Below are 25,225 nucleotides of genomic sequence, written 5' to 3'. Positions count from 1 at the left end.
ACCCGAGCATGGCACCCGTCGAACGGAACGCTTCGCGCTTCCCGTCGTACTCCACTTCCCCCCGCGTGCACAGCGACGCCGACACGACGCGACGCGGCTGAATGCATGCGCATCGATCACGTTCCGCATGCCCCTCAACGCGTGACGTGCGCGCTCGCACACGGGCGCATACCGTGCACCATTTGCGCCCGCGCGACTGCACCGCAACGGATCGCGCATGCTGCACGACGCGTCACGCGCACCACGCCGACGCCCCACGTCACCCCGCACAGGCACGCCCGGCGTGCATCCGTGCGACTGGCACATGCCTTGCGTTAGTCGGATGCCGGCGCCGTCATGGCGCACGCCTACCAAACACGTCAAGGGGAACTCGATGAAACGTCGCAGTCTGCTGAAGTTCGGTTCGATGGCCGGTGCACTCGCGCTGGCGGGCAAGAGTCCGTTTGCGCACGCGGCCGATGCGGGCACGGGTCCGATCAAGGTCGGTATCCTGCATTCGCTGTCGGGCACGATGGCGATCTCCGAAACGTCGCTGAAGGACACGGCGCTGATGACGATCGCCGACATCAACAAGAGCGGCGGCGTGATGGGCCGCAAGCTCGAGCCCGTGGTCGTCGACCCCGCATCGAACTGGCCGCTGTTCGCGGAGAAGGCGCGCCAGCTGCTCACGCAGGACAAGGTCGCATGCGTGTTCGGCTGCTGGACGTCGGTGTCGCGCAAGTCGGTGCTGCCGGTGTTCGAGGAACTGAACGGCCTGCTCTACTACCCGGTGCAATATGAAGGCGAGGAAATGTCGCGCAACGTGTTCTACACGGGCGCCGCGCCGAATCAGCAGGCGATCCCCGCCGTCGAGTACCTGATGAGCGCGGAAGGCGGCGGCGCGAAACGATTCTTCCTGCTCGGCACCGACTATGTGTATCCGCGCACGACCAACAAGATCCTGCGCGCGTTCCTGAAATCTAAAGGTGTGAAGGACGCCGATATTCAGGAGGTCTACACGCCGTTCGGACACAGCGACTACCAGACGATCGTCGCGAACATCAAGAACTTCGCGCAGGGCGGAAAGACGACCGTGGTCTCGACGATCAACGGCGATTCGAACGTGCCGTTCTACAAGGAGCTCGGCAACCAGGGGATCAAGGCGACCGACGTGCCGGTGGTCGCCTTCTCGGTCGGTGAGGAAGAGCTGCGCGGGATCGACACGAAGCCGCTCGTCGGCCATCTCGCCGCCTGGAACTACTTCATGTCGGTGAAGAACCCGACGAACACGAAGTTCAAGGACCAGTTCGCCGCGTGGGTGAAGGCGAACAATCTGCCGGGCGGCGCGAAGCGCGTGACCAACGATCCGATGGAAGCGACCTACGTCGGCATCCACATGTGGAAGCAGGCGGTCGAGAAGGCGAAGAGCACCGACGTCGACAAGGTGCGCGTCGCGATGATCGGACAGACGGTTGCCGCGCCGTCGGGCTTCACGCTCTCGATGGACGGTAACCATCACCTGCACAAGCCGGTGATGATCGGCGAGATCCGCGGCGACGGGCAGTTCAACGTCGTGTGGAAGACGAAGACGGTCGTGCGCGCGCAGCCGTGGAGCCCGTTCATCGCGGGCAACCAGGGCAAGCCGGACATCGTCAGCTCGATCCCGGCGTTCCTGCGCCGGCAGCGCGCGGCGCTCGCCTGATGCGATGCGGAGCGCCGCGCACCGGCGTGGCGCTCCGTTCGCAGGCCGGTGCAGGCACGCCGCCGCGATTGCGGTAACGCGCCGCACTCGCTCGCGCGCCACCGCACGCGTTCGCTTTCCCACGCCCGACAGGATTTCTCGATGCCTACACGCTTTCGCCGCGCCGCCGTCGCGGTCGTCGCCTGTGCCGCGCTGACGGGCGCGCTGCCGCACGCCGCGTTCGCCCTGACGGCGGCCGATACCGCCGCGCTTGCCGGCGACGACTTCGACGCGAAAACGGCCGCGATCGAACATCTCGCCGCCGATGCCGATCCGCGCGCCGTCGCGTTGCTCAATGCGCTGTCGACCGGCGACGCGCTCGCGACCGGCGACGGCCGCCTGCTGATCCAGACCGGCGACACCGCGCACGACGCGCTCACGCAGGCCGCGACGCCGGCCGGCGACGCGCAGCCCGTGATGCTGAACAACCTGCTGCGCACGAAGATCGCGGGCGCGCTGTCGGGTCTCGCTCTGGCGTCGCCGGATGTCGCCGCGCGTCGCGACGCGATCGACGCGCTGCTGAAGTCGCCCGACCCGGCGCTCAAGCCGATGATCGAGCGCGCCCGCGCCAAGGAAACCGATCCGGCATTGAAACGCCGTCTCGACGCACTGTGGGCGATCGCCGCGCTGCACGACGCCGATCCGGCGAAGCGTCTCGAAGCCGTGCAGGTGGTGGCCGCGCGCCACGATCTCGACATGATCGAGCAATTGCGCCCGCTCGTCGCGCAGAACGCCGACGGCAGCCATGCGGAGCCCGACGCGCGCGTGCGCGAAGCCGCGCAGCAGGGACTCGATGCATTGCACACGCTGCAGCGCCGCGGCGAGATCGCGGGCACCGTGTTCGCGGGCCTGTCGCTCGGCAGCGTGCTGCTGCTCGCGGCGCTCGGCCTCGCGATCACGTACGGGCTGATCGGCGTGATCAACATGGCGCACGGCGAATTCCTGATGATCGGTGCGTACGCAACCTATGTCGTGCAGACGCTGATCCAGCGCTATGCGCCGGCCGCGTTCGACTGGTATCCGCTCGTTGCGGTGCCGGTGTCGTTCGCGGCGGCGGCGCTGGTGGGCATCGTGCTCGAGCGGCTCGTGCTGCGGCACCTGTACGGCCGCCCGCTCGAGACGCTGCTCGCGACGTTCGGCGTGAGCCTGATCCTGATCCAGGCCACGCGCATGCTGTTCGGCGCGCAGAACGTGCAGGTGGTGAACCCGTCGTGGATGAGCGGCGGCGTGACCGTGATGCAGAACCTGATCCTGCCGTACAACCGGCTCGCGATCCTCGCGTTCGCGCTCGCGGTCGTGTGCGTCGCCTGGGGCGTGCTGACGAAGACCCGGCTCGGCCTGTTCGTGCGCGCGGTCACGCAGAACCGCCGGATGGCCGCGTGCGTCGGCGTGAAGACCGCGCGCGTCGACGCGTATGCGTTCGCGTTCGGCGCGGGCATCGCGGGCCTCGGCGGGTGCGCGCTGTCGCAGATCGGCAACGTGGGCCCGGACCTCGGGCAAAACTACATCATCGATTCGTTCATGGCGGTCGTGCTCGGCGGCGTCGGCCAGATCGCCGGCACCGTGCTCGGCGGCTTCGGGCTCGGCCTCGTCAGCAAGGCGATCGAGCCGTTCTGGGGCGCAGTGCTCGCGAAGATCGCGGTGCTCGTGATGATCGTGCTGTTCATCCAGAAACGTCCGCAGGGCATGTTCGCCCCGAAGGGACGCAGCGCGGAGGCCTGACATGACTTCAATCACCGATTCGTTGTCGAATCCGGTCGCCGGCGCGCCGAAGCCCGCCGCAACCGCGCGTGCCGAGGACGGTTTCGCGCTCGGCCTGCCGCCCCGCCCCGCGCTGCTGTCGCGCCGCGCATGGCTTGCCCTCGTCGCGCTGTGCATCGCGATCGGCATCGGCGTGCCGCTCGCCGCGCTGGTCGCGCCCGAGTCGAGCGCGTTCCACCTGTCCGCGTATGCGATGACGCTCGCCGGCAAGCTGATGTGCTACGCGATCGCCGCGCTCGCGCTCGATCTCGTGTGGGGCTACTGCGGAATCCTGAGCCTCGGCCATGGCCTGTTCTTCGCGCTCGGCGGTTATGCGATCGGCATGTACCTGATGCGCGAGATCGGCCGCGACGGCAAGTACGGCAGCGACCTGCCCGACTTCATGGTGTTCCTCGACTGGCATCAGCTGCCCTGGTACTGGAGCGGCACGCAGCATCTCGCGTGGGCGCTCGCGCTGGTCGTGCTCGTGCCGGCCGTGCTCGCATGGGTGTTCGGCTTCTTCACGTTCCGCTCGCGCGTGAAGGGCGTCTACCTGTCGATCATCACGCAAGCGCTGACGTTCGCCGCGATGCTGCTGTTCTTTCGCAACGAGACGGGCTTCGGCGGCAACAACGGCTTCACCGACTTCAAGCGCATCGCAGGCTTTTCCGTCACGTCGCCCGGCACGCGCACGGTGCTGTTGCTGCTGACCTTCGCGACGCTCGTGCTGGCGTTCATCGCCGCGCGCGCGATCGTCACCAGCAAGCTCGGGCGCGTGGTCACCGCGGTGCGCGACGGCGAGACGCGGCTGATGTTCCTCGGTTACAGCCCGCTCGCGTACAAACTGTTCGTATGGACGCTGTCGGCCGTGCTGTGCGGTATCGCGGGCGCGTTGTACGTGCCGCAGGTCGGCATCATCAACCCCGGCGAGATGTCGCCCGGCAACTCGATCGAAATGGCGATCTGGGTCGCGGTGGGCGGGCGCGGGACGCTGATCGGTCCGATCGTCGGCGCATTCGCGGTGAACGGCGCGAAGAGTCTCTTCACCGCGTACTTCGCCGAATACTGGCTGTTCTTTCTCGGGCTGATCTTCGTGCTCGTGCCGCTCTTGCTGCCGCGCGGCATCATGGGCCTCGTGGAAACGCTGCTCGCAAAGGGGAAACGCGCATGAACGGCACCGCCCTCTACCAGTTCACGCCACCGGCCGAGGACGAGCTGCTGGCCGTCAGCGGCACCGCATCGATGGGCCGCGTGGTGCCGCCCGGCATCGACACGTCGCACGGCACGATCCTCTATCTCGAGGACATCGAGGTGAGCTTCGACGGCTTTCGCGCGCTGAACAAGCTGTCGCTCGCGATCGACGCGGGCGAACTGCGCTGCGTGATCGGCCCGAACGGCGCGGGCAAGACGACGATGATGGACGTGATCACCGGCAAGACGCGACCCGATGCGGGCAAGGTTTTTCTCGGCCAGACCATCGACCTCGCGAGGATGAACGAACCCGAGATCGCACGTGCGGGGATCGGCCGCAAGTTCCAGAAGCCGACCGTGTTCGAACAGCATCCGGTGTGGGAAAACCTCGAACTGGCGATGCAGACCGACAAGGGCTGGCTCGCGTCGCTGCGCGCGCGGCTCGATCGCGCCGCACAGGCGAAGATCGAGGAGACGCTCGCGCTGATCGGCCTCGAAAGCGACGCGTATCGCGCGGCCGGCGAGCTGTCGCACGGGCAGAAGCAGCGGCTCGAGATCGGCATGCTGCTGATGCAGCGCCCGGCTCTGTTGCTGCTCGACGAGCCGGCCGCCGGGATGACCGACCACGAGACGATGGAACTCGCGAAGCTGCTGAACACGCTGCGCGGCACCTGCTCGATGATGGTCGTCGAACACGACATGGAATTCGTCGCGGCGCTCGCGGGCGACACGGGCCGCGTGACGGTGATGGCCGAAGGCGCGGTGCTCGCGCAAGGCACGCTCGACCAGGTCAAGCGCGACGACGCGGTGATCGAGTCCTACCTCGGACGGTAATCCAATGCTGAAGATCGATGCACTGAACCAGTACTACGGCGGCAGCCATATCCTGCGCAACGTGACGCTGGCCGCCGACGACGGCAAGCTCACCGTGCTGCTCGGCCGCAACGGCGTCGGCAAGAGCACGCTGCTGCGCTGCCTGATGGGCGTCGTCACCGCGAAAAGCGGCAGCGTGTCGTGGCGCGGCACGGCGCTCGGCGCGCTGCCGCCGTATGCGCGCGTCGCGGCCGGCCTCGCGTACGTGCCGCAGGGCCGCGACATCTTTCCGCGGCTGACCGTCGAGGAAAACCTGCTCGTCGGCGCGGCGAGCCGCAAGGCGCCGTCGAAAGTGCCCGATCGCATCTACGACCTGTTCCCGGTGCTGAAGGACATGCGGGCGCGACGCGGCGGCGACCTGTCGGGCGGCCAGCAGCAGCAGCTCGCGATCGGCCGCGCGCTGATGAGCGAGCCGCAGCTGCTGATCCTCGACGAGCCGACCGAGGGCATCCAGCCGTCGATCATCCAGGACATCGGCCGCACGCTGCGCCAGCTCGTCGACGAATCGAAAATGACCGTGCTGCTCGTCGAGCAGTATTACGACTTCGCGCGCTCGATCGCGGACCATTACTGGGTGATGAGCCGCGGCGAGGTCATCGCGGGCGGCGATGCGCGCGACATGGAAACGAACGGTGTGCGCGAACTGATCGCGGTGTGAGCGGCGACACGGCGGCGCGCACGGGCGGCCGGTTCGCGGTGCGGCCGCACGCCGCGCTTCCAACGAACGCGGCATCTGCATTATTGTTCCGGTAGCATCCACGTTCTTCGCGCCCGTTTCCGTCGTTTCCCGCTCGCCGCCGATGTCCGCCCTCGACTCCCACGCCCCGCTGTCCCGCCCCGCCGTCGCCAAGTCGTGGCGCGGCCGTCTCGAACTCGGCTTCGAACGGCACGGCGCGCGCACGACGCTCGTCCACCGGCTGCACGACGGCCCGTTGCGCGTCCAGCGGCCGCTGTATCCGGAGGGCGACGCGATCTGTCACGCGGTCATCGTTCACCCGCCGGGCGGCGTCGCGGGCGGCGACCGACTCGACATCGACATCACGCTCGGCGACGGCACGCACGCGGTGCTGACGACACCCGGCGCGACCAAGTGGTACAAGTCGAACGGGCTCGACGCGACGCAGCGCATCGGCATCACGGTCGGCGAGCACGCGAAGCTCGACTGGCTGCCGCAAAACAACCTGTTCTTCGACGCGGCCCACGCCGCGCTCGACTTCACGGTAACGCTCGGCGCCGGCGCGAGCGCGATCGGCTGGGACGCGACGCAGCTCGGCCGGCAGGCGGCCGGCGAAACGTGGTCGGCGGGCCGCATCGCGTCGGGTTCGGCACTCGTCGATGCCGATGGACGGCCGCTATGGACCGAGCGCGCGCTGCTCGACGCGCACGATCCGCTGCGCGGCGCACTGCAGGGTCTCGCCGGCTTTCCCGTGTACGGCACGCTGTGGGCGGCTGGCGCCGCGTGCGACGCCGCGCTAGCCGAAGCGCTCGCCGGGCGGATGCCGTTCGACGACACACTGCGCGCGGGCGCGACGTGCGTGACGCCGGGCGTCGTGCTGGTGCGCGCGGTATCGACGTCGATGGAAGCACTGCAGCATCACTTCGCCGACTGCTGGCTTTACCTGCGGCCGCTCGTGCACGGCGTCGACGCACGGCCGCTGCGCCTCTGGCAGACCTGAGCGCTCGGCCCGGCACGCACCGTTTCGGCGCAGCCGCGCTGCCTACCCTGCCCACGATTCATGCATCGCGCACCACGATCGCGCATCGAGACGCGTTCCATCGACATGGCACGCGCCTTGCTGCTTACATAACGGCTACACGACGCACGAAAAACGGCGCGGTGCTACGATGACCCGCGCCCCGGCCGGAACCCCGCGCACCGATAAAAATTACGTTTTCCTGAACGATTGCCTTCATGAAACTGACTCCCCGAGAAAAGGACAAGCTGCTGATCTTCACGGCGGCGCTGCTGGCCGAGCGCCGCCGCGCGCGCGGGCTGAAGCTCAACTATCCTGAAGCGGTCGCGTTCATCACCGCCGCGTTGATGGAAGCCGCGCGCGACGGCAAGACCGTCGCCGAGGTGATGCACTACGGCACGACGCTGCTCACGCGCGACGACGTGATGGAAGGCGTGCCGGAGATGATCCCCGACATCCAGGTCGAGGCGACCTTCCCCGACGGCACCAAGCTCGTCACCGTCCACCATCCGATTCCGTGACCGAGGTAGCACGCATGATCCCCGGCGAAATCCTCACCGACGACGGCGAGCACGAACTGAATGCAGGCCGTGCGACGCGCTCGCTCGTCGTCGCGAACACCGGCGACCGCCCTGTGCAGGTCGGCTCGCATTACCACTTCTTCGAAGTCAACGACGCGCTGTCGTTCGACCGCGCGGCCGCGCGCGGCTTCCGGCTCAACATCGCGGCCGGCACGGCCGTGCGCTTCGAGCCGGGCCAGACGCGCACCGTCGAGCTGGTCGAGCTGGCCGGCGAACGCGCCGTCTACGGTTTTCAGGGCAAGGTGATGGGGCCGCTGTAAGCCGCGCCCCGCTCTTCAGGAACAGCACATGACATTACGCTTGAGCCGCCGCGCATACGCGGAAATGTTCGGGCCGACGACGGGCGACCGCGTGCGGCTCGCAGATACCGAACTGCTGATCGAGATCGAACGCGACTTCACGACCTACGGCGAGGAAGTGAAATTCGGCGGCGGGAAGGTGATCCGCGACGGCATGGGCCAGTCGCAGCGCGTGGCCGCCGACGTGCCCGACACGATCATCACGAACGCGGTGATCCTCGATCATTGGGGCATCGTGAAGGCCGACATCGCGATCAAGCACGGCCGCATCGCGGCGATCGGCAAGGCCGGCAATCCGGACATCCAGCCGGGCGTGACGATCGCCATTGGCGCCGCGACCGAAGTGATCGCCGGCGAAGGGCTGATCGTGACCGCGGGCGGCATCGACACGCACATTCACTTCATCAGCCCGCAGCAGATCGACGAGGCGCTCGCGTCGGGTGTCACGACGATGCTCGGCGGCGGCACGGGGCCGGCCACCGGCACTAATGCGACGACCTGCACGCCGGGCCCGTGGCACATGGAGCGGATGCTGCAGGCCGCCGACGGCTGGCCGATCAACCTCGGCTTTCTCGGCAAGGGCAACGCGAGCCTGCCGCAGCCGCTCGTCGAGCAGGTCGCGGCCGGCGCGATCGGGCTGAAGCTGCACGAGGACTGGGGCACGACGCCCGCCGCGATCGACAACTGCCTTTCCGTCGCCGACGACACCGACACGCAGGTCGCGATCCACACCGACACGCTGAACGAAGCCGGCTTCGTCGAATCGACGGTCGCCGCGTTCAAGGGCCGCACGATCCACACGTATCACACCGAAGGCGCGGGCGGCGGCCATGCGCCCGACATCCTGAAGGTGTGCGGCGAGGCGAACGTGCTGCCGTCGTCGACCAACCCGACGCGCCCGTACACGATCAACACGCTCGACGAGCATCTCGACATGCTGATGGTGTGCCATCACCTCGATCCGTCGATTGCCGAGGATCTCGCGTTCGCGGAATCGCGGATCCGCCGCGAGACGATCGCGGCCGAGGACATCCTGCACGATCTCGGCGCGCTGTCGATGCTGTCGTCCGATTCGCAGGCGATGGGCCGCGTCGGCGAAGTGATCATCCGCACCTGGCAGACCGCGCACAAGATGAAGGTGCAGCGCGGCGCGCTGCCCGAAGACGGCGCGCGCAACGACAACTTCCGCGCGAAGCGCTACGTCGCGAAATACACGATCAACCCGGCGATCACGCACGGGATCGCGCATGAAGTCGGTTCGATCGAGCCCGGCAAGTGGGCCGACCTCGTGCTGTGGGAGCCGGCGTTCTTCGGGATCAAGCCGTCGATGATCCTGAAGGGCGGGATGATCGCGGTCGCGCAGATGGGCGACCCGAACGCGTCGATCCCGACGCCGCAGCCGGTCCACTACCGCGAGATGTTCGCCACGCGTGGCGGCGCACTCGCGCGCACGTCGCTGACCTTCGTGTCGCAGATGGCCGCCGATGCCGGCATCGCCGAACGCTACGGACTCGCGAAGCGCATCGTGCCGGTGCGCAACTGCCGCAACGTGACGAAGGCCGACATGATCCACAACGCGTGGCGTCCGTCGATCAGCGTCGATCCCGAAACCTACGACGTGATCGCCGACGGCCAGCTGCTCACCTGCGAGCCGGCGTCGGTGCTGCCGATGGCGCAGCGCTATTTCCTGTTCTGATTTCCGGTTTTCGCTCCATGCGCACCCTCGACAAACGCATTGCCCCGAACGTGAAGCTCGCCGCGTCGCTCGTCGCGCGTGCGCCGACGCTCACGCTCGCCTATGACGCCCGCTGCAAGAGCCGCCTCGCGGCGACGCTCGACACGGGCGAGGACGTCGCGGTCCTGCTGCCGCGCGGCACCGTGCTGCGCGACGGCGACGTGCTCGTCGCCGACGACGGCGCGCTCGTGCGAATCGCCGCGGCGCCCGAGACCGTGCTGCTCGTGCGCGCGGCCGACCCGCTCACGCTGGTGCGCGCCGCGTATCACCTCGGCAATCGTCACACGCCGGTCGAGATCGGCGACGGCTATCTGAAGCTCGAAGCCGATCCGGTGCTCGCCGACATGCTGCGCCGGCTCGGCACGCAGGTCGACGAAGCGAGCGCACCGTTCCAGCCGGAAGCCGGTGCGTACGGCGGCGGCCACAAGCACGGGCACGATGCCACGTTCGCCGAGGATTACGCGCTCGCGCAGCAGGTTTTCGGCGAACACCACGGCCACTCGCACGATCACGATCACGATCACGATCACCAGCATGGTCCGGGCTGCTCGCACGGCCACCACGGTCATGACCACCACTGAACTCGTCGCGCTGCTGCATCTCGCGTCGCCCGCCCTGCCGATCGGTGCGTACAGCTATTCGCAGGGACTCGAAGCCGCACTCGACGCGAACCTGATCCGCGACGCCGACACCGCGCGCGACTGGATCGCCAGCGGGCTGACCGACGTGCTCGCGCACGGCGAGCTGCCGTTCCTCGCACATCAGCTCGCGCGCTGGCAGGCGCACGACGCCGACGCGCTCGCGCGCGAAAACGCATGGTTCGTCGCGAGCCGCGAATCGGCGGAATTGCGCCGCGAGACCGAGCAGATGGGCTGGTCGCTCGGGCAGCTTTGCGCGTCGCTCGAATGGGGCGATGCCGCGCGCCGCGCGACGCTCGCGTCGCTGTCGCCGGTCGCACTGCCGACCGCATTCGCCTACGCGGCCGCCGCGCACGACGCCAGCGCCGACGCCACGCTCGCCGCGTACGCATTCGGCTGGGTCGAGAACCAGACGTCGGCCGCGCTGAAGGCCGTGCCGCTCGGCCAGCTCGCGGGCCAGCGCATCATCGTCGCGCTGCGCGGCGCGATCGACGCGGCCGTACGCCGCGCGCTCGCGACACCACCCGACGCCATCAACACGTTCGCGCCGCAGCTCGGCATCCTGTCCGCGCGGCACGAAACCCAGTACTCGCGGTTGTTCCGCTCCTGAACCCGACCCACACCATGAACGCACCCGCTCCCTCCTCCGCCCGCCGCACGAAGAAACTGCCGCCGCTGCGCGTCGGCATCGGCGGCCCCGTCGGCTCCGGCAAGACCACACTGCTCGAAATGCTGTGCAAGGCGATGCGCGAGCGCTACGACCTCGTCGCGATCACGAACGACATCTATACGAAGGAAGACCAGCGCCTGCTGACGGTCGCGGGCGCGCTGCCCGAGGAACGCATCATGGGCGTCGAGACGGGCGGCTGCCCGCACACGGCGATCCGCGAGGATGCGTCGATCAACCTCGAGGCCGTCGACCGGATGCTGTCGCGCTTTCCGGACGCCGACATCGTGTTCATCGAGTCGGGCGGCGACAATCTCGCGGCGACGTTCAGCCCCGAGTTGTCGGACCTGACGATCTACGTGATCGACGTCGCCGGCGGCGAGAAGATTCCGCGCAAGGGCGGCCCCGGCATCACGAAATCCGACCTGCTCGTGATCAACAAGACCGATCTCGCGCCGCTCGTCGGGGCGAACCTCGACGTGATGGCCTCGGACACGAAGAAGATGCGGGGCGAGCGGCCTTACGTGATGACGAACCTGAAGGCGCTCGAAGGCCTCGCGGACGTCGTCGCGTTCATCGAGAAGAAGGGATTGTTGACGGTGTGAACGGCGGCGCGGCGGCCCGCTGCCGCCTCGCCTGCCCGGGGCGGCCTTGCGCCGCCCGCTCAGTCGCCGGATGCTTCCGACGCGTCGGTTACGCCGGGCATCGCGCCGCTGCCGCGCTCGACCGGCGGCAGCAACGCCGCGAGCACGTCGACCGAGCGCGCGGTCGCGCCGCGATGACGCGACGCGAACGCGGCACCGGCCGCGCCCATCGCGATACGGCGCGCGTGATCGGCGAACAGCGCGTCGAGTACATGCGCGAGATCGAGCGGATCCGCGACCTGCATCGCCGCGCCGGCCGCGACCGCATCGGCGGTCGCCTGCGTGAAGTTGAACACGTGCGGGCCGATCAGCACCGGCACGCCGACCGCACACGCCTCGATGAGATTCTGCCCGCCGAGCGGCAGCAGGCTGCCGCCGATGAACGCGACGTCGCTGGCCGCGTAGTACGCGCCGAGTTCACCCATCGAATCGCCGAGCAGCACCGTCACGTCGGCCGGCATCGGTTCGGCCGCGGCGGGCCGGCCGGCCGCGAGCGCCGCCGCGTCCGCGCCCCACGCTGAACGCCGCACGCACTTGAATCCGTTGCGCACGACGAGCGCCTCGACTTCGGCAAAACGCTGCGGATGACGCGGCACGAGAATCAGCAGCGCACCGGGCGTCTTCATCGCCGCGAATGCCTGCAGCACCAGCGCCTCTTCGTTCTCGCGCGTGCTTGCTGCGACCCACACGGGCCGCGTGCCGATCGCGTCGCGCCATGCGTGGCCGCGCGCCGCCAGCTCCGGCGGCGTCGTCATGTCGAACTTCAGGTTGCCCAGCACCGTCACGTTACGCGCGCCGAGCGACGTCAGCCGCTCCGCGTCGGCCGGGCTCTGCGCGAGCACGCGCGAGAAACCGCCGAACACGTCGCGCGTCGCCGCGCCGAACTTCGCCGCGCGCCGATGCGAGCGCGCGGACATCCGCGCGTTGGTCAGCACGAGCGGCACGTCCGCGCGGCGGCACTCGTCGATCAGCGTCGGCCACACCTCGGTTTCCATCACGAGGCCGAGCGTCGGCCGCCATGCGCGCAGGAAGCGCCGCACCGCGCCCGGCATGTCGTACGGCAGGTAGCAGCGCAGCACGCGGTCGCCGAAGATCTGCTCGCCGGTCGCGCGGCCGCTCGGCGTCATGTGCGTGAGCAGGATGCGCGCATCGGGACGTGCGCGCATCAGCGCGTCGATCAGCGGCTGCGCGGCGCGCGTCTCGCCGACCGACACCGCATGCACCCAGATCAGCGGCGCGCGATCGTCCGGTGAACGGCCGGCGACGTGGCCGAAGCGCTCGCCGATGTGCTCGCGATAGCCGCGCTCCTTGCGCGAGCGCACGCAGAGCCGGATGACCGCGATCGGTGCAACGAGCCACCACAGCGCGCGATAGATCGCCCTCAGCATGAGCGGACTCCGTCACCGCGGAGGATGCGGTGCGCGCTCAAACCAGCGCCCTGCCCTGCAGGCGCTCGAGAATCCCGAGCGGCGCGCATTCGCGACGCACCATCGCGTCGACCGGCAGGAAGAAGGTCTGCTCGAGCATGAACTGGCCGGACATCACAGCGTGCGAAGTCTGATCCGAGAAACATATCCACACGCTGCCCGGCGGAAACGGCATCGTCTGCTGCGGGCAGGTCTTCTGGTAGTCGAGATCGGCCTTCATGCTGTCGTGCAGGTTCAGCATCAGGTGGTCGTACGCGCTACGCGGCGACTTCGTCACGTGCAGCAGGTTCAGCAGCCACGCCGAACCCGGGAACTGCGGCCGGATCTTCGGCAGGAAGCGCTTCGCGACATCCTCGAACGGCTCGCCGACGCGCCATACGCGCGGCTGGCCGGCCGGGTTCACGTTCGTGAACACGCGCAGGATCCGCTCGCCGTAGTTCGGCCGCGACGGGAACGCGTCGACGTGCAGCCGGCTGTCGTCCTTGCGCCACGACGTCTGGCGCGTCTCGACCTGCATCAGCCGCAGGCTCGTCGGCGCGACGCGCAGCTTGCCGCGATATTCGGGAAAGAGGCCGTCGACGAGCGTGCCGGCCTGCTGCTGGAAGCGCGCGACCAGCGCGCGCACGGCCGACTGCGTGACGCTGTCGCCGAGCACGCCGGCGAGCGCACCGCCGTTCGGCGCGAGGCTGATGTTCTTGCGTTTGGGATCGGCGAGCGCCGGATCGAGCAGCGCTTCCTCGCCGCCTTCGATCGCGAAGCGCAGGTGCGGGAAATACAGCACCTTGCCTTCCTCGACCGCGGCGAGCAGTTGCTCGCGCGGCGCCGACAGGTTGTGTCCGCTCCAGTCGGCGGACGGGACTTCGATGATCTGGGATTCGCTCATGATCGGTTCGCGTGCGTGACGGGCAGGGCAGGCATGACGGGCATCACAGCAGACCGAAGCCCGCGAGCACCGCCTTCACCTGCGAGATCGACGGCGGCTGCCCCGCCGTGCCGAGATTGACGACGTTCGGCGACCAGTAGCCACCGGTGCGCCAGGCCGTCGCGAAATTGTACAGTTCGACCGTCGGACGCTTCAGCGCGGCCGCGATGTGAACCAGACCTGTATCAACCCCGACCGTCGCGGCTGCGCCGTCGATCAGGCCGACGACGGCCGGCAGCGACAGTTTCGGCGGCACGATCGCCGCCGCGCCGAACTCCTTCGCGAGCCGCTCGCTGGTCGCGCGCTCCGCGTCGTTGCCCCACGGCAGCACGAGCGACGCGCCGCGCCGCACGAGCGCCTGGCCGAGCTCGATCCAGGCGGCGTCCGGCCACTGCTTGTCGGCGCGCGACGTCGCATGCACGAACACCACGTACGGCACCGGCAGGTTCAGGCCGAGCGCCGCGACCGCGAGCGCCGCCGCACGCGTATCGAGGCCGAAGTCGACCGGATCCGCCGGCGTCGGCGCCGGGTCGCCCAGCGCGGCCGCGACCAGCTGGCGCGAACGTTCGACCACGTGCGTGCGCGGTGCGATCGGCACGCGCTTGCGATAAAAGAAGCGCACCGGCCATTCGTAGCCCGCGCCGTCGGTGCGGTTGCCGAGGCCCGCGAGCGGGCCGCGCGCCCAGCTCGCGACCCAGGCCGTCTTGATGAGCCCCTGGCAGTCGATCACGAGGTCGTACTGCTCGGCCGCGAGGCGTTTGCGAAACGCGCGGATCTCGCGCCACGTCGCACCCGAGAGCGGCTTCTTGCGCCAGCGGCGCAGCGAGAACGGCAGCACGTCGCGCACGCCGTCGACGAGCCGCACGAGGTCGACGAAGCTCTCCTCGACGAGCCAGTCGATCTGCGCGTCGGGGTGGCGACGCCGGATATCGGCGATCACCGGCATGTTGTGCACGACGTCGCCCAGCGACGACACGCGCACGATCAGAATCTTTTGCACGCTGAAAAAACGCCGGCGGACGGCCGGCGACAGGCATAAAGACGCGATTTTATCGCGCCCGGGGGACCACACAGGCAAAAAGCGGCCGCACGCCGTCGGCGTGCGCCGCTTTTCGGGGATGGCGCGACGATCCTTCGACCCTCATCGCGCCGGCGGCCCGCAGGCCGCCCAGGCTCAGAACGGCAGCTTGACGTCCGGCTTCGCAGCCGTCAGCACGCGGCGAAAATCCGCCTGGATGCGCGCGAGCCCTTCCTGCGTCTCCGATTCGAAACGCATCACGACGACCGGCGTCGTGTTCGACGAACGCGCGAGGCCGAAGCCGTCCGGGTACTCGACACGCAGGCCGTCGATCGTCACGACTTCGTCGGCGCCGTCGAACTTCGCTTCCTTCTGCAGCTTCTCGATCAGGCGGAAGTTCTCGCCTTCGTCGAGCCAGAGCTGCAGCTCGGGTGTGCTCATCGCGTCCGGCAGCGCATTGAGCACCGCGCTCGGATCGGCCGTCTTCGCGAGGATCTCGAGCAGGCGCGCGCCCGTGTAGAGACCATCGTCGAAACCGTACCAGCGATCCTTGAAGAACACGTGGCCGCTCATCTCGCCCGCGAGCGGCGCGCCCGTCTCGCGCAGCTTCGCCTTGACCAGCGAATGGCCCGTCTTCCACATCAGCGGCTCGCCGCCCTTCGCCTTCACCCACTGCGCCAGATGGCGCGTGCACTTCACGTCGTAGATGATCTGCGCGCCCGGGTTGCGCGACAGCACTTCCTCCGCGAACAACATCAGCTGGCGGTCCGGATAGATGATCTGGCCGTCCTTCGTGACGACGCCCAGGCGGTCGCCGTCGCCGTCGAACGCGAAGCCGAGCTCGGCGTCGGTGTCCTTCAGCGCCTGGATCACGTCCTGCAGGTTTTCCGGGTGTGCCGGATCGGGATGGTGGTTCGGGAACGTGCCGTCGATGTCGGTGAAACGCTCGACGAGCGTGCAGCCGAGCGCCTTGAACAGGCGCGTCGCGAGCGGGCCGGCGACGCCGTTGCCGGCGTCGACGACGAGCTTCAGCGGGCGCGCGAGCTTCACGTCGCCGACGATGCGCTCGATGTACTGGTCGGCAACGTCGAATGCCTCGTACGAGCCGCTGCCCGTCTCATAGCGCTCGTCGACGATGCGACGGTACAGCGCCTGGATCTGCTCGCCGTAGATCGCCGCGCCGCGCAGCACCATCTTGAAGCCGTTGTAGTCGGGCGGGTTGTGGCTGCCCGTGACGACGATGCACGAATCGACGCGACGCTCGCCGCCCTTCAGCGGAAGCGGCACGCTCGCCGCGAAATAGCCGACCGGCGTGGGCACCATGCCGACGTCGACGACGTCGACGCCCGCCGCACGCAGGCCATCGGCGAGTGCGCCGACGAGCTCGGGCCCCGACAGGCGGCCGTCGCGCGCGACGACGACCGCGTCACCGCCCTGTGCGCGCACTTCGCTGCCGAATGCCCGGCCGATCGCGCGCGCCGTGTCGGCGTCGAGCGTCTTGCCGACCACACCGCGAATGTCATATGCCTTGAAGATGGATTGGGAGATCATCGATTCTCTCTCGGTTGCGTGCATGGAAAATAATCTGGCCGCCTTTCGCGCATGCCCGGCATCATACATGCGGGCCCGGCGCTGCAAGGAACGGGACGGCTGGAGCGGCCCCGATCCCACTTATAATCGCGGGTTTTGATGACGCGGATTCCGTCCATTTTAATGCCTAGCCGTTCCGCCGCCGCCACCCTGCCGCCTCCGGGCGCCCTGCCGGCCGCCTCGCGCGCGCGCGGCTGCCCCGCATGCTGAAGCGATTCGGCAACCCGGACGTCGCGAAGGCCGTCGCGAATCTCGTCTGGCTGGGGCTCGAACGGCTCACGCAGATCGGCGTCGCGATCGCGATCAGCGGTCTTCTGGCCCGTTATTTCGGGCCGGACGTGTTCGGCAAATGGCAGTATGCGAATACGCTTCTCCTCGTACTGGCACCGCTCACCTGGGTGTGCGGCGCCGAAATCCTGGTTCCGACCATCGTCCACCGACCGCCCGCGCAACTCGGCGCGGTGCTCGGCAGCGCATTCGCGCTGCGCATCGGCGTGTCCGCCGCAGCGCTCGTCGCGACCTGGGTCGCAATCGGCGCCGGTGCGTTCGACCCGCTCGTCGGCGCGATGCTCGCGGGCCTCGCGGTCACGATGGTGTTCCGCGAGCCGTTCGTCGGCGTGATCAACGCGTGGCTGCAGAGCATGACCTACAGCAAGCCGCAGCTCGTGACCAGCATGCTGACCGCGCTGGCGAAGGCGCTGCTCGTCTGGCTGCTGGTCCGCGCGGCCGCCGGCCCGGCCCGCTTCGCATGGCTGTGGGCGCTGGAGGCCGCCGCGATCGGCTTCGCGCTGCTGCTCTACTACCGCCATCGTAACGGCGGTACGCTCGGCTGGACGTTCGACAAACCGCTGTTCGGGCACTTTGCCACCGCCGGCACCGTGTTCTGGCTCGGCCTGATCTGCATGTATCTGTTCCTGAAGCTCGACCGCCTGATGCTCGAGCGTCACGTGTCGTTCGCCGACCTCGGCCGCTATTCCGCGGCCCAGCAGCTCAACGAGAACTGGATCACGCTCGCACTGATGCTCGCGCAGACCATCGCGCCCGCGTTCGTGTACCGCGTGCAGGACATCGCGCGGCTGCGCCGCAACATCGTCCGGCTGATCGCGATGACCGCCGCCCTGATGACGGGCGGCGCGCTGGTGCTGGACGCAGCCGCGCCGCTCATCGTCGGCAAGGTGTTCGGCCGCGGCTACGAGGCGTCGGTCGACATCTTCCGCTGGGCCGTCTGGCTGTCCGTGCCGGCCGGCATCGAGGCGATAGGCAATCTTATCGTTCTCAAATATCAAGCAAAATTCGTGTTGCTGGCGAAATGGGTGCTCGCGCTCGCGATCGCCGCGCTCGTCAACGTGTTCGCGATCCCCCGGCTCGGCCTGTACGGCGCGCTCGTCGGGCTGGCGGCCGGCTATGTTGCCGCCGCCACCGTTAATTTTTATTACATTCGTCTCAAGCTGCGCCCATGACGCCTCCCGCTTGCCCGCCCCCGCTCGACGACGTGGCCGTGCTGATGCCGGCCTACAACGGCCACGACGACGTCGTCCGCACCCTCGCGTCGTTTCGCGAGGACGCGCCGGTGCACGTGCTGATCGTCGACGACGGCAGCACGCCGCCGATCGCGGCGCCCGACCTGCCCGGCCTCCTGGTCGAGGTGCTGCGCATGCCGCAGAACGGCGGCATCGAGCGCGCGCTCGAGGCCGGCATCGACGCGCTCGCGGCGCGCGGCTTCCGCTATGCCGCACGGATCGACGCCGGCGACCTCGCCGCGCCGCAGCGCCTCGCCAAAGAGCGCGCCTATCTCGATGCGCATCCGCGCGTGGCCTGCGTCGGCATGTGGACGCAGGTCGTGTCGCGTGCCGGCGAGCCGCGCTTCATGCTGACGCCGCCCGCCGATCCGCGCACGCTGCGCCGCACGCGCTTCCTGCGCTCGCCACTCGTGCATCCATCGGTCATGTTGCGCATCGACGCGGTGCGCGAAGTCGGCAACTATCGGGCGAAGTACCGCGCGGCCGAGGATCTCGATCTTTTTTTACGGTTAATGCAACGCTACGATTGCGCGAACCTGCCCGAGCTCGGCCTCTATTACGAGCTCAACGAGGGCGGGATCAGCGCGACCAAGCGCCGCCGCCAGCTGATATCGACGCTCTCGCTGCTGCTGCGACACTTCAACGCTCTGAACCCGTACGACTGGGCCGGCCTCGCCAAGAACCTGCTGCATTTCGTGACGCCGTACCGTACGTTGCAGCGGATCAAGCGGACGCTGTTCGCGGCGCGCCCGTCCGCCTAGCCCGCATCCGGCATTTTCGACGCTTTATTTTTTCTTTTTTTTCATGTCCGCTACCTCCTCGCTGCGCATCGCGCTCGTCTGCAACACGGCCTGGGCGATCTACACGTACCGCCACGGGCTGATCCGTGCGCTCGTCGCGCGCGGCGCCGAGGTCATCGTGATCGCGCCGCACGACCGCACGGTGCCGCTGCTCGAGCAGATGGGCTGCCGCTACGTCGCGCTCGCCGTCGCGTCGAAAGGCACGAGCCCGCGCGAGGATCTCGGCACGCTTGCCGCGCTGGTGCGCCATTACCGCGCGCTCAAGCCCGATCTCGTGTTCCATTACACGATCAAGCCGAACATCTACGGGTCGATCGCGGCGTGGCTCGCGCGCGTGCCGTCGATCGCGGTCACCACAGGCCTCGGCTACGTGTTCATCCAGAAAAGCCGCGCGGCCAGTGTCGCGAAGCGCCTGTACCGGTTCGCGTTCCGCTTTCCGCGTGAAGTCTGGTTCCTGAACCGCGACGACCTCGCGACCTTCACCGACGAGCAACTGCTTGCGCACCCCGACCGGGCGCGCCTGCTGCACGGCGAAGGCGTCGACCTCGAACAGTTCGCACCGGTTCCGCTGCCCGCCGGCCGTGGCCCGGTGTTCATCCTGATCGGCCGGCTGCTGTGGGACAAGGGCGTGCGCGAATATGTCGAGGCGGCGCGCGTCGTGCGGGCCCGCTACCCGGACGTGCGCTTCCAGTTGCTCGGGCCGCTCGGCGTCGACAATCCGAGCGCGATCGGCCGCGCGGACGTCGACGCGTGGGTCGGCGAAGGCGTCGTCGAGTATCTCGGCGAGGCGCACGACGTGCGCCCGCACATCGCGGCGGCCGACTGCGTCGTGCTGCCGTCGTACCGCGAGGGCGTGCCGCGCACGCTGATGGAAGCGTCCGCGATGGGCCGCCCGATCGTCGCGACCGACGTGCCGGGCTGCCGCGACGTCGTGGCCGATGGCGAAACGGGCTTCCTGTGCCGCGTGCGCGACAGCGCGAGCCTCGCCGAGCAGCTGATCCGCATGATCGCGTTGCAGCCGGAAGGACGCACGGCAATGGGTGCACGCGGTCGACTCAAGGTTGCAGCCGAATTCGACGAGCAGACAGTCGTCGATCGCTACAGGCGTACCATTCATACGTTGACAGGCATCACATTCTGAAGGAGCACATGAGCAATGAGCGCTAAAGGCACCATCCTCGTCACCGGCGGTGCGGGTTACATCGGTTCGCACACAACCGTCGAGCTGCTCGACAGTGGCTATGACGTCGTAATCGTCGACAACCTCGTCAACAGCAAGGCCGAATCCGTGCGCCGGATCGAACGCATCACCGGCAAGACACCGGCATTCCATCAGGTCGACGTGTGTGACGAAGCCGCGCTCATGAAAGTCTTCGACGCGCATCCGATCACCGCCACGATCCATTTCGCGGCGCTCAAGGCGGTCGGCGAATCGGTAGAGAAGCCGCTCGAGTATTACCAGAACAACCTCGGCGGCTTGCTGACGGTCCTGAAGGTCATGCGCGAGCGGAATGTCAAGCAATTCGTGTTCAGCTCATCCGCAACCGTATACGGCGTGCCGGAGCGCTCACCGATCGACGAATCGTTCCCGCTGTCCGCGACCAACCCATACGGCCAGTCGAAGCTGATCGCCGAGCAGATCCTTCGCGATCTCGAGGTATCGGACCCGTCGTGGCGCATCGCGACGCTGCGCTACTTCAACCCGGTCGGCGCGCATGCGAGCGGGCTGATCGGCGAGGATCCGGCCGGCATCCCGAACAACCTGATGCCGTACGTCGCGCAGGTGGCGGTCGGCAAGCTCGAGAAGCTGCGCGTGTTCGGCTCCGACTACCCGACGCCGGACGGCACCGGCGTGCGCGACTACATCCACGTCGTCGATCTCGCGAAGGGGCACATCGCCGCGCTCGACGCGCTCGCGAAGCGCGATGCGAGCTTCGTCGTCAACCTCGGCACGGGCCAGGGCTACAGCGTGCTGGAGGTCGTGCGCGCGTTCGAGAAGGCATCGGGCCGCCCAGTGCCGTACGAACTCGTCGCGCGCCGCCCCGGCGACATCGCCGAGTGCTACGCGAATCCGCAGGCCGCCGCCGACCTGATCGGCTGGCGCGCGACGCTCGGGATCGAGGAGATGTGCGCCGACCACTGGAAATGGCAGGAGGGGAACCCCCGCGGTTTTGTATAATCCGCTGTCCATTTTTCGAGCGATCCCATGCTCAGCTTCGCATCCGGCTTCATCGTCTCCCTGCTCGTCACCCTGTTCATCGTGCGCTATGCGCATCTGCACGAGAAATTCTCGATCGACAGCGACCTGGCCGGCGTGCAGAAATTCCACGTGCGGCCGGTGCCGCGCGTCGGGGGCATCGGGATCCTCGCCGGCGTCGTCATTGCCGCGCTGCTCCTGACCCGGCGCTATCCGACGATCGCCGGCAGCATTCTCGGCATCGTGGCCTGCGGGCTGCCGGCGTTCCTGTCCGGGCTCGTCGAGGACCTGACCAAGCGCGTGTCGCCGCGCGCGCGGCTGCTGTGCACCATGGGCGCGGCCGCGCTGGCGTTCTGGCTGCTGAACATCGCGGTCACGCGCATCAGCGTGCCGCCGCTCGACTTCCTGCTCCACTACGTGGCCATTTCGGCGTTCATCACGGTGCTCGCCGTCGCGGCACTGGCCAACGCGATCAACATCATCGACGGCTTCAACGGCCTCGCGTCGATGGTCAGCTTCATGATGTTCGCGTCGCTCGCCTACGTCGCATTCCACGTCAACGACCCGGTCGTGATGTCCGCATCGATCATCATGATGGGCGCCGTGCTCGGCTTCTTCCTGTGGAATTTCCCGGCCGGCCTGATCTTCCTCGGCGACGGCGGCGCGTATTTCATCGGCTTCATGCTCGCCGAGCTCGCGATCATGCTGGTGATGCGCAATCACGAGGTGTCGGCGTGGTACCCGGTACTGCTGTTCATGTATCCGATCTTCGAGACCTGCTTCTCGATCTACCGGAAGAAGTTCATCCGCGGGATGTCGCCGGGGATTCCGGACGGCGTGCACCTGCACATGCTCGTGTACAAGCGGCTGATGCGATGGGCCGTCGGGACGAAGCATGCGCATGACCTTACGCGCCGGAATTCGCTGACGTCGCCGTATCTGTGGCTGCTGTGCCTCGTCGCGGTGATTCCGGCGACGCTGTTCTGGCGGCACACGGTGCACCTGTTCGTGTTCGTGGTGCTGTTCGCGCTGACCTATGTTTGGCTGTATATCAGCATCGTCAGGTTCAGGGCGCCGAGGTGGATGGTGGTGAGGAAGGAAAAGCGCGGGCATTGAGGGGTGGCGGCCAGCGTGTTACTGCTGGCCGCGGTCAACCACAGAGCGCTAGCTTCCGGCAGTGTTGGTACTCCAGTGCGGCACTTGCGCATAGATCACGACGTTACCATCGTCTTGTACGTAAGTTGCTGCCCCCGGATGTCCACTCGTACCAGAATTCCATAGCGCGGCGCCAGCCGAACTGTAGACGACTAGATTGCCATCGGTCTGCATCGCCGCATACGCACCGGGATGACTGGAAGTCCCTGAATTCCATTGCGGAACCCCCTGGCGAAGCAGCACCAGATTGCCGTCGCCCTGCATGACCAGAACATTCGCGCCGTTGCCCGAAGCGAAATTCTGGCCGCTCACGAGGGTGGTGCCGCCATTCCAGACAGCAGGCCCGCTTGGAGAGTTCGGATAGCCTGTCGTAGCGGTCCCCGTGGAAAACAAAGGCACATGTGCCTCGTAGATCACCATGTTGCCGTCATCTTGTACGGCGAGATGTTGATCATAAGGCGTGCCGTTGGTCGACGAGGACCACAGCGCCTTGCCGCCCGCTCCGTAAACAACGAAGTTTCCATCAAGCTGGAAAGCGGCATATGCCCCCGGATTTCCCGATGTTCCCGAATTCCATATCGCAGCACCGTTAGCCACGTTGTAAAGCACGAGGTTACCGTCATATTGCATGACGAGTTCATGGTTTCTGGAGGCTGAATATAGTATTTGGCCCGGGCTCAGCGTTGTTCCTTCGTTAAGATTGCCGCCGTAGATCGGCGTCGTGGGAACGCAAATCGCAGAATGCAATATGCTGACGTTCGGCGTGCCCCAACCGGTCACAAAGTCCCAGCCTGGACCAGCACTATATGCACCGTTCGAACCGCTGGAGATATCGCGGAAAATGGACGGCGTCGTCGCTTGAAATCCATACAAGGCCGGCGGTGCGATTCCCGGATTCGCCGCGCAACTGCCGGAGAGGATGCGCGCCCACGTCGCGGCAAACAACGGCGCGGCCAGACTCGTCCCGCCCCATTGCTGGGTCTGCCCCCCTACAATGATCAGCGCACCACTATTAGGATCAGCATCAAACGCAATGTCTGGCGTGCCGCGATTGGCTCGCCCATTGAGCGGAGGTACGTTCGACTGCCACGACGGAATAGGTTCCACGACGCTGATGCCGCCGCCACCCGAGTTCCATGCCGTCTCGCCGGCATAGCTTCCGTCCGCGTTCGTGTACAGCGTTGTGCCACCCAAGGCGGCGACGTACGGCGAACTAGCAGGATATTCCACTGAGGTTCCCGAGCAACCGTATGCAACGCTGCCTGAATCGCCAGTGCTCACCGAAAACGTCTGCCCTTGCGCTACGGCGAGTTTGAGCATCTGATCGATGGACGCAGTAGGCGCGAAGCTCTCGCATCCGCCAATCGACATGTTAATAACCCGAGCAGTATTGTCCGACACCGCCCGATTGATGGCGCTGGCCATATCGCTCCATGCGAAGGATGACGCAACATAGAAATTGAGTTGCCTCACGCCACCTGACATACCGACAATGCTTTGGCTATCGAGCGACCATTCCGCGTTCGCGCTCGTATCGGGACTTGGCGTTCCTGCATTGATTACCGAAACGGGTACAGCGGGCAACCGGTTGTTATTTGTGAATGTAGTCAGATCAGCAAGAGGTTGCGATAGATTTCCTTCGGCAATGATGCCCACGGTGATGTTGCCTGCCGCCGGCGTGTTGCCCACGGAGTAGATGGCGGGAAAGGCCGTGGGGTAATGCCCTGCCGCTACTGCCGCAGTTGTCGGCGACTCGCTCGCCGTAGGACCGCTTGTCGAGACTGAAGCCCGGATGCCGTGTGTGCGCAAGCGGGTTGCGGTATCCAAACCCAGAACGGACCGAACAATGCCGCTGATGGCACTGGGCACCGTCTCGGCGGTAGTATTGATATGCGTTTGACTTCCGTCGGCCATTGCGACCGATACCAATGTCGTCCGGAACGCGTCGGAAACCACATTGGCTGGCGCATCGGCTTCGACAAGCATATTGTTGCCAGCCACCGTGATGTTCGTGAAGCCATTATTTTGCAAATAGGCTTTCACGGCGGAGACCTGCCCGGTAGTAGGTGCGTATCTGGCCGCGACTTGCGCCGAGCTAAGCACGGCTCCGAAGCTGGCATTGCCTGGCGTCCTTGCTCTCCGTAAAAAATCGTCGAGCTCGGCTTCGTTATTCAGCTTCAGAACCAACGCAACGTGAACGGGTGCGGTAGCGCTCAACGGCGTCGAGCCCACAACATTTCCCGAGGCCCGCAGTGTTGATAACTTGTAAGCCTGCGCCGTAGCCGCAGCTGAATTATCGCCATCCCCGCAACCACCAAGCGCCAACGCTGCAAGCGCCCCGATCAAAGATCGTGCAATATGCCCGGTTTTCATTGGATTGGTCTCAATTTATTTATTAAATTTCTTACGGTTTCCCCTCTACCACAACAGCGCGTCAGCAATCGCGGCTTTTCGTTGGTCCGCGACATGTCCGACATATGAAGAAAGGAAGCAAGAGCGAACGCGATTACCCCAGCCAATCAAGTTCTGCCCCGTCGCCAAACATACGCAGGAGCATGCCAATAGTCAATCACCTCAACTCGGCTTCTTCAAGATTAATTAATTGTTAAATCCAGACGCGTGATGAGGGCAATATTTTCACATTAATTTCTTAAACCGAATGCAAGCACAAGGATCCACCAACATTACGACTTATATCGAACTTAATATATCCTCAAATTATTTTCGAAGCTTGCAACATGCGCCAACGTACATCACCCAACATCACTTGCCTGCTGCTACCCACCAACAAAAAAGCCGTTCAGCAACTTACTG

Annotated in this window: 22 protein-coding genes; 17 read left to right on the top strand and 5 right to left on the bottom strand. The window is 66.7% G+C overall.

From position 1 onward, the window contains the following. Nucleotides 1-373: 373 nt before the first annotated feature. The 12 genes from urtA (at nt 374) to ureG (ending at nt 11,743) form a co-directional block, all read left to right on the top strand. Entirely contained in the window at nt 374-1,681 is a 1,308-nt protein-coding gene (urtA, locus tag LGM71_RS01735; RefSeq protein ID WP_059605640.1) for an urea ABC transporter substrate-binding protein, read from the top strand. 141 nt (nt 1,682-1,822) lie between these two features. Next, entirely contained in the window at nt 1,823-3,442 is a 1,620-nt protein-coding gene (urtB, locus tag LGM71_RS01730) for an urea ABC transporter permease subunit UrtB (RefSeq protein WP_226113762.1), read from the top strand. Nucleotide 3,443: 1 nt separating this feature from the next. Continuing rightward, nucleotides 3,444-4,631, top strand: a complete 1,188-nt coding sequence (gene urtC / locus LGM71_RS01725) for an urea ABC transporter permease subunit UrtC (RefSeq protein WP_226113760.1) — start codon at nt 3,444-3,446, stop codon at nt 4,629-4,631. Beyond that, nucleotides 4,628-5,485, top strand: coding sequence for an urea ABC transporter ATP-binding protein UrtD (gene urtD / locus LGM71_RS01720; protein WP_059509652.1), 858 nt, complete (start codon nt 4,628-4,630; stop codon nt 5,483-5,485). The genes urtC and urtD overlap by 4 nt, the downstream gene beginning before the upstream one ends. Before the next feature lie 4 nt (nt 5,486-5,489). Continuing rightward, on the top strand, nt 5,490-6,182 hold the full coding sequence (urtE, locus tag LGM71_RS01715; RefSeq protein WP_226113758.1) for an urea ABC transporter ATP-binding subunit UrtE: 693 nt from the start codon (nt 5,490-5,492) through the stop codon (nt 6,180-6,182). A gap of 142 nt (nt 6,183-6,324) precedes the next feature. Then, nucleotides 6,325-7,200 carry an urease accessory protein UreD gene (locus tag LGM71_RS01710; protein ID WP_226113756.1) on the top strand — a complete coding sequence of 292 codons (876 nt, stop codon included), beginning with the start codon at nt 6,325-6,327 and terminating at the stop codon, nt 7,198-7,200. A 236-nt stretch (nt 7,201-7,436) separates the two neighbouring features. After that, nucleotides 7,437-7,739, top strand: coding sequence for an urease subunit gamma (gene ureA / locus LGM71_RS01705; protein WP_006048588.1), 303 nt, complete (start codon nt 7,437-7,439; stop codon nt 7,737-7,739). A gap of 14 nt (nt 7,740-7,753) precedes the next feature. Further along, on the top strand, nt 7,754-8,059 hold the full coding sequence (locus LGM71_RS01700) for an urease subunit beta (RefSeq protein ID WP_059455900.1): 306 nt from the start codon (nt 7,754-7,756) through the stop codon (nt 8,057-8,059). A 28-nt stretch (nt 8,060-8,087) separates the two neighbouring features. Then, entirely contained in the window at nt 8,088-9,794 is a 1,707-nt protein-coding gene (gene ureC, locus LGM71_RS01695) for an urease subunit alpha (protein ID WP_226113747.1), read from the top strand. A gap of 17 nt (nt 9,795-9,811) precedes the next feature. After that, nucleotides 9,812-10,414, top strand: coding sequence for an urease accessory protein UreE (ureE, locus tag LGM71_RS01690; RefSeq protein ID WP_226113745.1), 603 nt, complete (start codon nt 9,812-9,814; stop codon nt 10,412-10,414). Continuing rightward, the gene (locus LGM71_RS01685) at nt 10,401-11,081 is read left to right on the top strand and encodes an urease accessory protein UreF (RefSeq protein ID WP_226113743.1); all 681 of its coding nucleotides are present in this window, start codon (nt 10,401-10,403) and stop codon (nt 11,079-11,081) included. The genes ureE and LGM71_RS01685 overlap by 14 nt, the downstream gene beginning before the upstream one ends. Nucleotides 11,082-11,095: 14 nt before the next feature. After that, nucleotides 11,096-11,743 (top strand): urease accessory protein UreG, encoded by a 648-nt coding sequence (gene ureG / locus LGM71_RS01680; RefSeq protein WP_059605594.1) that lies wholly within the window; start codon nt 11,096-11,098, stop codon nt 11,741-11,743. Nucleotides 11,744-11,802: 59 nt separating this feature from the next. Here the strand turns inward: ureG and waaA are convergent, their stop codons facing one another. The 4 genes from waaA to LGM71_RS01660 all read right to left on the bottom strand — a co-directional run bounded on the left by waaA (nt 11,803) and on the right by LGM71_RS01660 (nt 16,700). Further along, nucleotides 11,803-13,170, bottom strand: coding sequence for a lipid IV(A) 3-deoxy-D-manno-octulosonic acid transferase (gene waaA, locus LGM71_RS01675; protein WP_226113741.1), 1,368 nt, complete (start codon nt 13,168-13,170; stop codon nt 11,803-11,805). Nucleotides 13,171-13,207: 37 nt separating this feature from the next. Further along, nucleotides 13,208-14,092, bottom strand: a complete 885-nt coding sequence (locus LGM71_RS01670; RefSeq protein WP_059605588.1) for a Kdo hydroxylase family protein — start codon at nt 14,090-14,092, stop codon at nt 13,208-13,210. Between the two features lie 43 nt (nt 14,093-14,135). Next, nucleotides 14,136-15,131 carry a lipopolysaccharide heptosyltransferase I gene (waaC, locus tag LGM71_RS01665; protein ID WP_059605585.1) on the bottom strand — a complete coding sequence of 332 codons (996 nt, stop codon included), beginning with the start codon at nt 15,129-15,131 and terminating at the stop codon, nt 14,136-14,138. Between the two features lie 174 nt (nt 15,132-15,305). Further along, nucleotides 15,306-16,700 carry a phosphomannomutase/phosphoglucomutase gene (locus LGM71_RS01660; RefSeq protein WP_226113739.1) on the bottom strand — a complete coding sequence of 465 codons (1,395 nt, stop codon included), beginning with the start codon at nt 16,698-16,700 and terminating at the stop codon, nt 15,306-15,308. 242 nt (nt 16,701-16,942) lie between these two features. On the opposite strand from LGM71_RS01660, the gene LGM71_RS01655 reads away from it, so the two are divergent. Genes LGM71_RS01655 through LGM71_RS01635 form a run of 5 tightly spaced genes read left to right on the top strand, consistent with a single transcriptional unit; the run spans nt 16,943 to nt 22,372 of the window. Then, nucleotides 16,943-18,199 (top strand): lipopolysaccharide biosynthesis protein, encoded by a 1,257-nt coding sequence (locus LGM71_RS01655; protein WP_226113737.1) that lies wholly within the window; start codon nt 16,943-16,945, stop codon nt 18,197-18,199. Further along, nucleotides 18,196-19,020, top strand: coding sequence for a glycosyltransferase (locus LGM71_RS01650; RefSeq protein ID WP_226113735.1), 825 nt, complete (start codon nt 18,196-18,198; stop codon nt 19,018-19,020). Before LGM71_RS01655 ends, LGM71_RS01650 begins: the two co-directional genes overlap by 4 nt. Before the next feature lie 43 nt (nt 19,021-19,063). Continuing rightward, the gene (locus tag LGM71_RS01645) at nt 19,064-20,200 is read left to right on the top strand and encodes a glycosyltransferase family 4 protein (RefSeq protein ID WP_226113733.1); all 1,137 of its coding nucleotides are present in this window, start codon (nt 19,064-19,066) and stop codon (nt 20,198-20,200) included. Between the two features lie 15 nt (nt 20,201-20,215). Further along, the gene (gene galE, locus LGM71_RS01640) at nt 20,216-21,238 is read left to right on the top strand and encodes a UDP-glucose 4-epimerase GalE (protein WP_059605565.1); all 1,023 of its coding nucleotides are present in this window, start codon (nt 20,216-20,218) and stop codon (nt 21,236-21,238) included. A gap of 27 nt (nt 21,239-21,265) precedes the next feature. Next, the gene (locus tag LGM71_RS01635) at nt 21,266-22,372 is read left to right on the top strand and encodes an MraY family glycosyltransferase (protein WP_226113731.1); all 1,107 of its coding nucleotides are present in this window, start codon (nt 21,266-21,268) and stop codon (nt 22,370-22,372) included. Nucleotides 22,373-22,420: 48 nt separating this feature from the next. Here the strand turns inward: LGM71_RS01635 and LGM71_RS01630 are convergent, their stop codons facing one another. After that, the gene (locus LGM71_RS01630; protein ID WP_226113729.1) at nt 22,421-24,784 is read right to left on the bottom strand and encodes a protease pro-enzyme activation domain-containing protein; all 2,364 of its coding nucleotides are present in this window, start codon (nt 24,782-24,784) and stop codon (nt 22,421-22,423) included. Nucleotides 24,785-25,225: the final 441 nt, after the last annotated feature.

The sequence above is a fragment of the Burkholderia sp. AU33545 genome (genome assembly GCF_020419685.1).
GTDB classification, from domain to species: Bacteria; Pseudomonadota; Gammaproteobacteria; order Burkholderiales; family Burkholderiaceae; genus Burkholderia; species Burkholderia diffusa.
This window is presented reverse-complemented; position numbering and strand designations above follow the sequence as displayed.